The sequence below is a fragment of the Drancourtella sp. An12 genome (assembly GCF_002160935.1).
Classification (GTDB): Bacteria; Bacillota; Clostridia; order Lachnospirales; family Lachnospiraceae; genus Sellimonas; species Sellimonas catena.
Window position 1 is genome coordinate 24814 of record NZ_NFLO01000002.1, and the last position, 13616, is coordinate 38429.

The 13616-nt window shown below is 42.6% G+C and carries 12 protein-coding genes; 11 read left to right on the forward strand and 1 reads right to left on the reverse strand.

The genetic code is table 11. The annotated features are described in order from the left end of the window. Positions 1-76 precede the first annotated feature (76 nt). On the reverse strand, positions 77-1549 hold the full coding sequence (locus B5E64_RS02485) for a transposase (protein WP_087166961.1): 1473 nt from the start codon (positions 1547-1549) through the stop codon (positions 77-79). Positions 1550-1725: 176 nt separating this feature from the next. Between B5E64_RS02485 and B5E64_RS02490 the strand changes: the two genes are divergently transcribed. From B5E64_RS02490 to hypD, 11 genes are all read left to right on the forward strand, one after another. Continuing rightward, on the forward strand, positions 1726-2571 hold the full coding sequence (locus B5E64_RS02490; protein WP_087166962.1) for a DUF1887 family protein: 846 nt from the start codon (positions 1726-1728) through the stop codon (positions 2569-2571). Positions 2572-2587: 16 nt separating this feature from the next. Further along, positions 2588-3619 (forward strand): hypothetical protein, encoded by a 1032-nt coding sequence (locus B5E64_RS02495; RefSeq protein WP_140398811.1) that lies wholly within the window; start codon positions 2588-2590, stop codon positions 3617-3619. Positions 3620-3656: 37 nt separating this feature from the next. After that, entirely contained in the window at positions 3657-3788 is a 132-nt protein-coding gene (locus tag B5E64_RS18605; protein ID WP_275532778.1) for a hypothetical protein, read from the forward strand. After that, positions 3788-4384 carry an ATP-dependent Clp protease proteolytic subunit gene (locus B5E64_RS02500; protein WP_087166964.1) on the forward strand — a complete coding sequence of 199 codons (597 nt, stop codon included), beginning with the start codon at positions 3788-3790 and terminating at the stop codon, positions 4382-4384. The genes B5E64_RS18605 and B5E64_RS02500 overlap by 1 nt, the downstream gene beginning before the upstream one ends. Further along, positions 4381-5739 (forward strand): type IV secretory system conjugative DNA transfer family protein, encoded by a 1359-nt coding sequence (locus B5E64_RS02505; RefSeq protein ID WP_242960067.1) that lies wholly within the window; start codon positions 4381-4383, stop codon positions 5737-5739. Before B5E64_RS02500 ends, B5E64_RS02505 begins: the two co-directional genes overlap by 4 nt. Positions 5740-5765: 26 nt before the next feature. Then, on the forward strand, positions 5766-5990 hold the full coding sequence (locus B5E64_RS17945; protein ID WP_087166965.1) for a hypothetical protein: 225 nt from the start codon (positions 5766-5768) through the stop codon (positions 5988-5990). 401 nt (positions 5991-6391) lie between these two features. Next, entirely contained in the window at positions 6392-7288 is an 897-nt protein-coding gene (locus tag B5E64_RS02515; RefSeq protein WP_087166966.1) for a toll/interleukin-1 receptor domain-containing protein, read from the forward strand. 174 nt (positions 7289-7462) lie between these two features. Continuing rightward, the gene (locus B5E64_RS02520) at positions 7463-8515 is read left to right on the forward strand and encodes a hypothetical protein (protein ID WP_140398812.1); all 1053 of its coding nucleotides are present in this window, start codon (positions 7463-7465) and stop codon (positions 8513-8515) included. A gap of 160 nt (positions 8516-8675) precedes the next feature. Next, the gene (locus B5E64_RS02525) at positions 8676-9725 is read left to right on the forward strand and encodes a toll/interleukin-1 receptor domain-containing protein (protein ID WP_087166968.1); all 1050 of its coding nucleotides are present in this window, start codon (positions 8676-8678) and stop codon (positions 9723-9725) included. A gap of 592 nt (positions 9726-10317) precedes the next feature. Beyond that, positions 10318-11226 carry a trans-4-hydroxy-L-proline dehydratase activase gene (locus B5E64_RS02530; protein WP_087166969.1) on the forward strand — a complete coding sequence of 303 codons (909 nt, stop codon included), beginning with the start codon at positions 10318-10320 and terminating at the stop codon, positions 11224-11226. A gap of 4 nt (positions 11227-11230) precedes the next feature. Beyond that, a complete protein-coding gene (gene hypD / locus B5E64_RS02535) occupies positions 11231-13609 on the forward strand; it encodes a trans-4-hydroxy-L-proline dehydratase (RefSeq protein ID WP_087166970.1) in 2379 nt (792 codons plus the stop codon). Positions 13610-13616 lie beyond the last annotated feature (7 nt).

A 13616-nucleotide genomic window follows, 5' to 3' on the forward strand; every position in this document is an offset into this window, starting at 1 on the left:
TTTGGAATGAAAAGTGGATAACCGGATATTTTAGGCGCACTTTAATAAGCTATCTGCTTTATGAAAGTGGTAAGTCCTATGCTATGAGTGGCTTTAAGCTTCGAATGTATTCATGATGTTTGATTTTATCGGCGAGAACAACAGTAATCAGCTGAGTGATACCGGCAAGGATCAGATCAGCATGTAAAGTCTTCTCGTTTTGTGTCCGACGGCCTGCTAGACAGAGATGATCTTTGATGTGGTTGATATCTCTTTCAACAACAGTCCTTATTTTATAGGTGTTATCCCATTCTTCGGTTCCGCGGATCGTTCCGGGATAAGCCCGCAGATCCTTTTCCGGATAGACATAAACCATACGACCACATCTTGAAGTGGTACAAGGATTTTCGCAACAGCATTGTCTATAAGATTTTTGGGTGGATTTCTCGTAAGCCCATCTCATTTTAGGGCAGACAAACTTGAATCTGGTAACACCGCTTCTTAGTTTAGAAGTGCATTCGTACTTCATAGGGAGGGAAGGATCATGAGGGCAACAGGGGATCCCGTTTTCATTGATGGTATAATCCTGATTTTCAAGACCTGCTCTTGCATTGAGTGGAATATATGCTTTCTGGAAATGTTTGTCCTTACCAAAAGTATCACCGGTAAGAAGGCTCTTATAGAGCTGAGCGGTATCGAAAGCGGCATCTCCGAGGAAGGTTTTGGGATTGATCAGTGGATGCTTTGAAAAGAAGTCTTTGAGTGTCGGGATCAAAAGTTTGGAATCATGAACACACTTATCCTCATCAGGGGAGTCCGATTTCTTTTCGACAACAATATCAGGATGGGACGCCATAAAGTCTTTGTTGTAGAAAGAGATATGACGGATAATGCCCAGCCCATTGGTGACAATGCCAAACTTGAAGACGTAGCAAAAATGTCCATTGATATACAGCTGCTTGATTTCAGGATTCGCAGAAGCATGGGAAGGCATGGAACTGTAGGCGGCCTTATAAGGGTCGTAGGACTGATCAAAGCCATGTGCTTTCGCAAAGGCCTTAACCTGCCGAATGATTCTGTTAGCGTACTTCGGATTATTTTCGGTGACAAAAGCTTCAATACCGGAAGAATCGAAGATGGTTAAATCTGCTTTTGCAGGATCAATAGCCTGGCAGATGGGCTCTGTAATATCAACAAGATGATCAAAGATAAACTGCAGGTCATCTGAAAAGTCCTGTTTAAAGCGAGTGATTTTGGAAGCATCCGGGACTTTGGAAAACCCGCAGAATTCACGAAGGGGTTTAGAGTAAGCGAGAAAAATGAGGAGAAGCTGGTCTGTAGGAATTGAGAAAATACGTTGAATGATCAAAGCCCACAGGAAAGCTTGCAAAGGGTATTTACGGGATCTGCCCGTTGATGCATAAAAATGATTTCTGAAAGAAATCGGAATAATTTCATCAATGTCGATATGGGTTTCTAATAGAGAAAGAAACGCAGGTTTGTCAGTTTTAAATTTTTCCTGGCAATCTGAAAAAATATCTGCCAGAGAAAGCTGTTTATATGGTATCATAGTATCAGAATAACTCCTTTCTTGGATGGTGGTTTATGGATTTTGGACGACTCTATTATACCATATCCGGTGAGGAGTTATTTGTATTTTAGCAACAAAAAACACCGTATTTATACGGTTTGTGGCGTTTCGCAAACGCCTAGCAGCTATCTCATCAGAGAGGAGGGATACTTCATATGTTGAAAGCAAAAGCACTTTGTGCGGTGAATGGCAAATTGGCTCCGGAGATCAGACCACTGATGTCAGTGGGGGGGGCTCCGGTTCCAACAGCTGACACACATGGCAATGGTCTTCGTGACCTGATCGACGGTATACAGAACATCGTTATCGAGTCGGTCGGCAGTGATGAAAAGATACCGGAGGCAGTTGGACAGCTGGCAATCAAAATGATGAAGAACAATGATCTCATTAAGGATCTGTTGCATGAGCTTCGCCAGTTTTACATCCGCGGACAGAAAGACTTCCGTCTGTCACTGGCGGGCAAAAGTGATGCGGAGAAGAAGCAGATTATTTCTCTGTTTCAGGATATGGCCGGACTGGTCAGCAATGTCCGTTACTTCCCGGCGTTCCAGTCTCTCAATGGATCACTGGTTGTGATGCCAAAGGCACAGATGTTCCTTACAGGACAGTATTTGGAGCTTGCGGTTTATCAGACAATCAAGGGCGTACTGCAGAAACTGTCGGTGAAATATAAAGCAGAATATGAGATTTACCGGAATGTCCGTGTGGCAGACAGAGAAGGCAAGCTGAAAAATGAGTTCGACATTGCTTTTCAGTTCAACGGAATCTGGTACATTGTGGAATGCAAGAGCGGTAAATGCTTCTCTGATTGGAGCAGCTTTGCTGAGCTGGGAGTGACCTATAACATCGTTCCGGATCACCTGCTCCTGGTAGATGCCTATATCTCAGACAGCAAGGCGGAATGTATCGAGTACTTCTGTGATTACTATGTGTGTAACCTGTCGGGAATTACCCTTCAGGAGAAGGTAACCAAGATGGTCATGAACGACTTTGCAGCATGAAAGGGGCGTAGTATATATGAAGAAGATGGAAAAGTTCAATGACACTGTGAATTACAGCAACAGAGCTTTTGATTTTGGTTTCAGAGCGGACCATATACCGGATATTCCGGTATATGCGGCTCGCGAGGGAGAAGAGGTCTTTATGACTGTGCTACCTTTCAATGGGGTGCCTGTTGAAGAAATCGAAGAGTCCTTTGACGCGGTCGACTATGCCGTGGTTGAGGAACTGGGACGCAGCAAGTATTTAAGCTCTTTGCAGATATACCAGTTTGTAGGACTCCGTGGTTTCAAAGTCCAGAGACACGGCGTTCGCAATCGACTGAACAAAATGATGAAGCTGAGGGTCATTCGCGAGTATGAGCTGAAGACTCCGGAGGCAGAAAGAAGACTGAAGGTATACGACCTGGATTATAAAGGTTTTCAGATTGCCCGTCACAGAGGTGTACTCTTCCATAAGGGAAACAGATACCTAAGCAATACGAAGAAGCAGGAACTGGATGCATTTGACACAGCAGAGGATATCAAACGCATTCTTGTCGGCAATATGATCTCTCTCGCCGGTCTGATGAATGGGGTGGCATGTGAGCGCTTCGGAATCATGGAGACGATGCGTCCTGCACAGGAACTTCCGATTACAGATGGCTGTATCATTCGGACGGCCGCAAATATTCAGTTGGATGAGGAGTCAATCCTCTTGTATGAGGTGGTCAGATCCACACCGCACGCGATGCGCAAGCTGGCAGATAAGGTGAATCGTTACTACATCCTGATCAATGACAGCCGTTATCGTGAAAACAACTATTACGGGCACGAGACAGTGCCGCAGCTTGTCATCTGCGGCGAGAACTATGAGCACTGCGTAAAGATTGATCGGTATCTTCGCAGCAGAGGTCTGATCAGTGAGACAGACAGTCTGCTGTATACAGAGGATTTGTTTTATGTCCGGCAGACATTGCAGAACCTGTATGAACTGGATGAGGCGGGAAACCGTACCTGGTACAGACTGCCGAAGCGACAGATAGTTACAGATATGAGAAGGAGAGCATAGGGAGGCCTTCGGGTATCCCGGGAAGGGAGAATAAGCTATGCATAGATATGAATATTCAGACAAAATTGTTAATGTTGTTAAGCAGTTTCTGGCAGAGGACAACTGGCCTTATGACAGACCGGAAGTCATTCGTCTGAATCTTTTTGCCACGAAAGGTGGTGAGGCCTGATGAGTACACCAATATTATTGAAGAGCAGCAGCGGTGTTCAGACGGTTGCGATTGAATCCAAACTGATGAGTGACCGCAGGTTATTTATCACTGGCGAGATCAACGCTGACAGCGCTATGGATTTCTTCAAGCAGATGATGCTCCTGAACCTGGAGGATGATAAGGCACCAATCTCGGTGTTTATTAATTCTCCGGGAGGGGAGATCGATAATGGCTTACTCATCTATGATGCCATTGTCGGCTCCACATCCCCTGTCCGTACCTTCTGCAGCGGATGTGCTTACAGTATGGGGGCAGTTTTGTTTACCTGTGGGAAAGAGCGATACATGCTTCCGCACAGCAAGCTTATGCTCCATGAACCATTGCTTGGAGGCAAGATTGGTGGCAATGCATCTTCTATCAAATCCATTTCTGAAAGTCTGTTGGAGTCGAAGGCAATGATAAATAAACTTTTGGCCTTCCATACCGGAAAGACGGAAGAAGAAATGGATCAACTGACATCCTATGACCATTACTTCTCAGCTCAGGAAGCAGTTGAGATGGGACTTGCGGATGGTATTAAGAATTTTAAGGAAATGATGGAGGGATGTGTATGATTAATAAAGATGGGCAGACGAATGTAACCGATAGCTCTTTTGATGAGGTAATGCTTTGGAAATCTAGGGCAGGGAGCGATACTGACAGATTGATCCTTGGAGACGGCGAGAACTGCATTTTCAGTTCGGATTCACAGAAGACCGGACTGAATAATAATATCCTTGTCATCGGCACTTCCGGCTGTGGGAAGACAGTCAGTATTATGGAACCCCGTATTCTGGAGACATTCAACAAGAGTCTCATTGCCACGGTAACGAAACGCAGAATTGTGAAGAAGTACTCTATGGTGATGAAGAAGCGAGGTTATAAGGTCCTGGATCTGAATTTTGTGCATCCCAGCGAGGGCAATTGTGGGTACGATCCACTGATGCACATTGGCTCTTATAACGACATCACCTTCCTGGCTCGGAGTATCGTTCTGGCCAATCCTCTGAAGGCTCAGTCAAATGCTGATCCGTACTGGGATGACGGTGCAACAAGTCTTTTCAGTGCGGAGATATGTTACATATTGCAGACAAAAGACAACCCTACATTCGCGGATGTATTGGAGTTCCACAATAATCTAACTTTTGAGGAGAGAAACGGTGTTATTACCACGAATTATGACAGGAAGTTTGAGTATCTTGCAGAGAAAGATCCGTCGTCCTTTGCAGTGTCCTGCTGGAAATCGTTCAAACAGCTGCCTATCAAGACAGCCAGTTGTATTTTTTCGGCGTTGAACACTACAATCGATTCTATCTTTACTCCGGAACTGAAGGAAATGTTTCGCATGAAAAAAATGGTGGATTTTGAGAAGCTGGCTTCTGAAAAAACTGTGCTTTTTATAACAACCAGTCCGGTTAATTCTTCGCTGAACAGTTTCATCTCTTCCTTCTATGGAACAGTGTTTAAGGAACTGTTTGAGTTTGCGGAAGACCAGGCAGACGGAAAGCTACCGATACCAGTCGATGTTCTTGCCGACGATTTTGCCACCGGTTGTCCTGTTAATATGTTCGAGCAGTACGTGTCCATTTTTCGTGAGAAGGGCCTGTCTGTTACGGTGCTGATCCAGTCAGAGTCGCAGTTAAGCTCACTTTACGGTAGCGAGAAGGCGACCACCATCATTAATAATTGCGACACGATCGTGTTTCTGGGATCTATGGATCTGGATACAGGAAGGAGTATTTCAGTGAGAGCGAACAGACCCCTGGAGGATGTCCTGTACATGCCGATTGGATCAGAAATCATCTTCCGGCGTGGCATGAAGCCGATCTTTACAAAGAGATATAACATCTTCCAGAACGAGATGTATAAGAAAATAACGGCGGTCTATGAGAAACATGTTGAGAAAGAGCTATCTCAGGCTACGCGTTAGAATTAATATGAGATTAACAAAAACGAATGGATTATATCGCAGGTAAAGTGGGGAGTGTAATGAAGGGTAATAAGCGTTTAGAATTTCTGAAGAGTATACGACTGCCATCAGAGGAGACTGACAATGGTAGAAGTAGGCAGGGGACACAGAGCAATCAGGTTCATAATATGACAAGACAGGAAGAGTATGATTTGCAGAAGGAGCTCGAGAGGCGTTTCGATGAACTTTTCGGCACCACATCTGAGGATTAGAAGTTTCAAAAAATTGTTTTCGCCCTGATAAATACCTCCGGATGATGAAACTGCTTGCAGATGGCAGAATGTGTTTGTAAAAGAAAATAGATAGGGCAGCATTTGATGACAAAGAAATGATTTTTCGGTATTTAATAAATGAAATAATTTAGAGAAGACGTATTAGGGCGGTGTTAGTTGGATTTAGATTAAGAACATTTTATTACAATGCATCCGTACATATTCGGTTACAGAATAAAAAAGTTCCCCTTTGAAGGTGTTTTGTGTACTGGGTATCTTTTATGGAATAAGATAGTGTTTACACAATAAGTGATACGAAATATAATAATCAGTAAGGAACGTGATTTATAACGTAAGAGTTTTGGTGAAATGCATATCAGAGAACATAGGGGTATTTTATTATGTATGATATCTTTATAAGCTATAGGCGTGATGGCGGTGAAGCGTTAGCTTGTCTATTGTGTACTAAATTAAGGCAGAGGGGATGTTCTGTTTTCTATGATGTCGAATCACTACGATCTGGAAAATTTAATACTAAAATTTTTTCGGTGATACAAGAATGTACAGATGTTATTGTTATACTTCCTGACCATGCCTTGGATAGGTGTATTGATGAAAGTGATTGGGTAAGAAAAGAAATCAGTTGTAGTATAAAGCATGATAAAAATATAATTCCGGTTATGATGCGAAAGTTTAAATGGCCTAAGAAACTTCCTGAAGAAATACAAGATATTGTCAATTATAATGGTGTATCTGCTAATATGGAATACTTTGACGCTGCATTTGAAAAGCTATTGACAATGTTACACTCAGTTTCGGGTAAAGAGATTGCTGATAAAACATTTGACTTGCTGTACTATTCATTTTCGCCATATACAAATCAACGATTAATAAAATCGAAATTGAAAATAAGAAGTAGTTATGAAGTGGAATTATACGTAAATGTAAAAGGAAATGAGATTTATGAATACTATTATTATGGTACATTGTCAAAAACAGAAACTAATTATTACATTGCATTAAACAATAATGATAGTTCAGAAAAATTAAATATCGTTTTGTACAGGCCGGCTGCATTTTTGAATCGGTTTATTGGGATTATGACAGCGTTAAGTCCTGCTATGACACCGGTTAGCTTTAAATGTGCATGTTTTGACAGTAACGAAAAGATGGAGATTAATGAAAAAGTACTTCAGCAAGTCTTAAAACATAACAATAAGGAGTGGAATAATGATTTGTTGGCATTAGAAACTTGCCAGATGAATCTTTTTTATTCAGATGTAATATTTAAAGTGTGATATTAGTCTGTGGATAATATTGCGCACGGAATATTAGAGTTATTTATCATCATGGTGCTGTAGTATAAATGCTGAAAAGTTCGTTAAAAGAGAGATAATAAGATGGATAAAAGGACGCTTTTCTGAAAAAGGGAAGGTGTTCTTTTATTAGTGGAAAGACAGAGGGAAGAACAAATGAGAAAAATACGAAGGTTGTTGTTCGGTGAAACTGTTTTCACAGAAGAATATGCTGCCTACCTGATTTTACTCGTATCCACTGTGATCGGTATGGTATTTTCAGAAGAATTGTTTACCTATTTCGTGTATCACGAAAAAGTAGTGAAAGGAACTTATCTGTTTCTTGCCTATACAGTTCTCACCGGATGTATGATGTTCTGTGTGGTCTGCAGTAAAAATAAAACGTTGTTACGAATTACTTTATCCGGCATGACTCCGGCGTGTACACTTTTGACGTTCCGCTGGTGGGCAGAGGGAGTATGGGAGGCAAAGCTGCTTGTGGCGGTGTTTGCCCTTTACATCCTGTGGTTGCTTATACAGGCTGTAATTCGGAAATATCATGGTAGGAAAACAAGACATCTGTGGACCAAGATCATCTACAAAAGTTTTTCCGTCCTGATAGGTTTGTCCTTTCTGGGCACTCTCGGCTACAGTATGAACAGGATAACACCTGTGGAAATGAAGGTCCAGAGAACGTCAAGTGAAGTTTATGGTGACAGAGGATGGGATGAGAACCGACGCATGCTGAGCATGTGGCAGGAAGATGTTTATATTGCCCTAGATAATCGGGAAAAAAAGGAACTGTGGCAGGCCCTTATTGATCTTGAGAGTCAGTACTGGGGAATTGAGCCGCCAACGGTGGAAGTGGAGCAGTATGAAGCGGAAAGTGAAAGAGATGGATATTACTCCAAAGAAGACCAGATGATCAGCGTTACAAGCAAGGCGTGGTACTATTCCAGAGAAAGAATGCTTGAGATTCTGCTGCATGAGGTCAATCATGCATACACGCAGGCAGTAGCGGACAGTGTGAAATGGGAAGACCAGTATGAGGACAATCATAAGCTTCGGATGTACGCCGATGCGTATATCTTCAAAAATGCATCGGAACATTATACTGCGCCGGAAGAAGACAAAGAGGAGTATTACAATAATGCTCTGGAGGTTGCTGCCCAGGAATATACGGAAGAGTGGGTAGGGAAATATATCGAATATGTGGATGAGATAGGTTAAACGACGAGTGCAGCGAAAGCACCCAAGAAAGCTGGAAAAGTGAATACGTATGTGGAGACCATCACACATCATAGGTCGTGTCTGTATGCAATGTAGACAGGGCTGAGGAAAGTATTTGAAAGAACATTCTGCTAAAAAATAGTAAAGGAGATAAGGAAGTATGCTGTTTATATTATTCGGTGGAACATTGGAAGTCGGCTTTCAAAGTCGTAAAATCCTTCAGGATAAAGGGTTCGCTGTTATCAAAAAATACAATCTAATTGAAGCCGATTCGCCGATTTCAGATGAGCAATACAAGAATCCGGAGGGCGTGTATAAAGACTGGTTCAATGATAAGATTTATGTAACGAAAGAAGAATACAGAAAATGTGATTTCAAGTATGGATTGAATGGCGTTGCAGTAGGATTTAATCAGCAGCAGATCATGGATGCAATCCATGGTGTGAATGACTGCATTTTGACAATTGGCACTTATGCAATAGAATTCATAGAACAACTGAAGAGGGCTTACGGAGATTATGTGACGCTGATTAATCTTTTTATTGATGACCCATGCTATGAAAAACTGATTGCGGCACAGCCCGGCATAACTGATGAGGAAATTGAAGCAAGGATGGTAGCCGGAAAGAGGATGCAGCAGATATATCTGAGTGACTTCCAATTATTTGATGAGGTGGTTATCTATACCGGAGAAGGGACATCTTTTGATTATAAGGCGCTTGAAAAACAATTCGATCAGATTGTGAACCGACGGAAGAAACTTGAATTAGTGTTGAATGAACAGAAGTATGTGAAACTTCCATATGTGGGCCCAGAACCATATATCTTTGTCAGCTATAGTCATCAGGACAGAGAGCAGGTATATTCGATTCTTGGTATGCTTCAGAGAAATGGTTTTCGAATTTGGTACGATGAGGGAATTACAGGTGGAGCAAACTGGCGCTTGATGATTAAGGACAGAATCAAATGTTCTGAGTGTATGCTATTGTTTTCTTCAGCAGATGCGGTTGGTTCTACTGCGGTTACGATTGAAATAACAACGGCTAATAATTTCGAGATTCCGATTATCTGCGTGTCACTAGATACGGCGCAATTCGATGAGACGATAGAGGAAGAATTAAACAGGAACCAGAAACTGTTTTGCAGAGATGACTTCGGAACGTTTGAGAATAAGGTAATTGAAGCATTGCCGGAAAACTGCAGAGTATGAGGCAAGGCATATTTGTGGATCATTGAGGCTGCTATACATTTTTCGCTTTTTCGAGTAAAAATATCAATATAGTTTGCCGAATCTGAAATGAGTTCGAAAGCCTTGGTCGGAATCCCATTGCATTTCATTGGGGATGTTTTGACGAGAACTATCCGAAAAGAGATAAAGAACTTGAAATCTAATTTATAGGGAAAGCGACACGAGAGAATAGTTTTTACACTGATTCTGTTAAGAGATGAAAAGTAGCTATGATGGTACTCACAGGGAACCGTCATGGCTATATGTATATAATTCTTTGTGAAGACTTTTTCAAAAGGGCGTTATAATTTTGTCAATAAGGTTCAGGATATCTGAACCAAGAAGAGAAAACTACTCTTTCACATTCTCTGTTTTCAGACAGCTGGCAGCAAAAATGATTCGGTATGGGATGGTTTTTTGCGCGGGAAAGGAGTGAGTCGAATTTTTGAAAGGAAAAGTGGAGAAAACCTATTTCTCCTATTGACAAAATTATAACATTGTTGTACATTTAATTTAACGATTAGACTAAAGTTCAAACTGAGGTTCAAAGAGGGAGAACTGACAGGAGAGAATCATGAAAAATATCACAAATATACAGAAATTTTCGATTCATGATGGGGACGGGATTCGTACAACTGTATTTTTCAAAGGATGTCCTTTGAAGTGTGTATGGTGCCATAACCCGGAGACCCAGAGGTTTGAAAGAGAGATGGAGCTGGACAGGGAAAAATGCACAGGATGCGGAGCCTGCGCGGCGGCCTGCCCGAATGGTGCGATCCATATGGAGGATCACAAGCCGGTATGGAATTCACTGTCCTGTACATTTTGCGGAAAATGCGCAGATGTTTGTCCGGCGTCCGCAAGAGAAATCGTCGGATATGAGTATACAATCAAAGAACTGGTTAAAGAACTCATGAAGGATCAGATGTTTTACGAACAGTCCGGCGGAGGAGTTACCTTCTCGGGCGGTGAAGTAATGTCAGTGGACATGGATTTTGTCCTCGCGGCAGCCAAAGAGCTGGACCGTCAGGGAATATCGCTTACCATCGACACATGCGGATATGCTCCTTATGAAAGATTTCAGAAGATTCTTCCTTATGTAGATACATTCCTTTATGATGTGAAGATTATGGATCCGGAGCTTCATAAGAAGTACATCGGAGTTGACAATAAACTGATACTTGAAAATCTGGTCCGCCTTTCTCAGGACGGCGCCAGAATCTATATCCGGATTCCTACCATCAAAGAGGTAAACGGAAACGAACAGAACATGAAAGAAACCATCGCGTTTCTTCAGGAACATGATATCCATCCGGCTCAGATCAATCTGCTGCCTTACCACGATACCGGAAGCGGAAAATACAGAAAGCTGGATATGGAATATAAAGGCACTGACCTGCATGCACCAGACAAAGAAGAGATGGAAGCACTGGCGGCTATATTTATCAATGCAGGATATACGAACACCAAAATAGGAGGTTAGAAAAATGGCAAAACTTCGCGGTATGAATGAAAGAATTCAGAAACTCAGACAGATCAGTGTAACTACTCCGGTTCATATTGACCTGGAAAGAGCAAAAATCGAGACAGACTTTTACAGAGAAAACGATGGAAAATATTCAATTCCGGTTATGAGAGCGATGACTCTGAAAGAATATTTTTCCAAGAAGACATTATATCTTGGAGACGGCGAACTGATCGTTGGTGAAAAAGGAAAAGATCCTCAGGCATCTCCGACATTCCCGGAACTTTGCTGCCACAGTGAAGAGGATATGATCGTCATGAGCGAAAGAGATCTGGTATCCTTCAAGACAACAGAAGAAGACCGGAAGCTTCAGAGAGAAGAGATTATCCCGTACTGGACAGGAAGAAGCATGAGAGAAAAGCTTCTTTCCAAGATGACACCGGAATGGCATGACTGCTATGAAGCAGGTATGTTCACAGAGTTCATGGAGCAGAGAGGACCTGGACATACATGCGGAGGCGAGCAGGTATTCACAACCGGATACATGGATTATAAAGAGAAAATCAAAAAGACAATGGATGCTCTGGATTACATCAATGATCCGGAAGCGCTGGATAAAGCAGAAGAGCTGAAAGCGATGGATATCGCGTGCGATGCTGTCATTATTCTTGGAGAGCGTTATCACAAACTTGCTCTTGAAATGGCAGAAAAAGAAGAAAACGAGACAAGAAAGGCAGAGCTGCTTCAGATTGCTGCAAACCTGGAAGTTGTACCGGCACACAAGCCGCAGACATACTGGCAGGCAATCCAGCTGTACTGGTTTACACACCTTGCAGTTACGACAGAACTGAATCCTTGGGATGCTTTCAGCCCGGGAAGACTGGATCAGCATCTGTATCCATATTATCAGAAAGATGTTGCCGACGGTATTCTGGATGATGAGAAAGCAAAAGAGCTTCTGGAATGTCTGTGGGTAAAATTCTACAATCAGCCGGCTCCTGTAAAAGTTGGTATCACACTGAAAGAAAGTGCAACATACACCGATTTCGCAAATATCAACACAGGCGGGGTAACACCGGATGGACGTAACGGTGTCAATGAAGTAAGTTATCTGATCCTTGACTGCATGGATGAGATGAGACTGGTTCAGCCGAACTCCAACGTAACTATCAGCAAGAAGACACCGGCAAAATTCTTAAAGAGAGCATGTGAAATCTCCAGAGAAGGATGGGGACAGCCGGCATTCTATAACACAGAGGCTCAGATTGCAGAGCTCCTTAATGCAGGAAAGAGTCTGCCGGATGCAAGACGCGGTGGATCCTCAGGATGTGTAGAGACCGGAGCATGGGGAAGCGAAGCTTATATCCTGACAGGTTACCTGAACATTCCGAAGATCTTCCAGCTGACACTGTTCAACGGATACGATGAGTACAGCAAAAAGCAGCTTGGTCTTCAGCTTGGATACGCAAAAGACTTCAAGACATTTGACGAATTATGGGCTGCATTTAAGAAACAGCTTGAGTACTTCGTAGATGTTAAGATCCGTGGAAACAATGTTATTGAAAAATTATATGCTGAAAACATGCCGGCACCATGTCTGTCTGTTGTAACAAATGACTGTATCTCCAAGGCAAAAGACTACAATGCAGGTGGAGCAAGATACAACACAAGCTACATTCAGGGTGTAGGTATCGGAACGGTTACTGACTGTGTTGCTGCAATCAAATACAATGTTTACGACAAGAAGAACTTCACCATGGAAGAGCTGATCGAAGCAATGGAACATGACTTCGAAGGATATGATTCCATCTACAAGATGGTTCATGACAACAGCCCGAAATATGGTAATGATGATGATTACGCAGATGATATCATGCAGGATATTTTCGAGCTTTACAGAAGCACCATCACAGGACGTCCGAATATCAGAGGCGGAGAATACCGCATCGATATGCTGCCGACAACCTGTCATGTATACTTCGGAGATGTCATCCTTGCAACTCCGAACGGAAGAAAAGCTCACAAACCGGTATCCGAAGGTATCTCTCCGGAAAAATCCGCAGATACAAACGGACCGACAGCAGTTATTAAATCCTGCTCCAAGATGGATCATCTTGCAACAGGCGGAACACTTCTGAATCAGAAGTTTACACCGGACGTTGTAGCAGGCGAAGAAGGCCTCAATCATATGGCAGACCTGATCCGTTCTTACTTCGCGATGGATGGTCACCATATCCAGTTCAACGTAGTGGATCGCCAGACTCTGATCAATGCACAGAAACATCCGGAGGATTATAAAGATCTGATTGTTCGTGTTGCAGGATACAGTGATTTCTTCCGCAACCTGGATAAACCGCTTCAGGATGAGATCATTAACCGTACAGAGCAGTCTTTCAGCTAAGAGACAG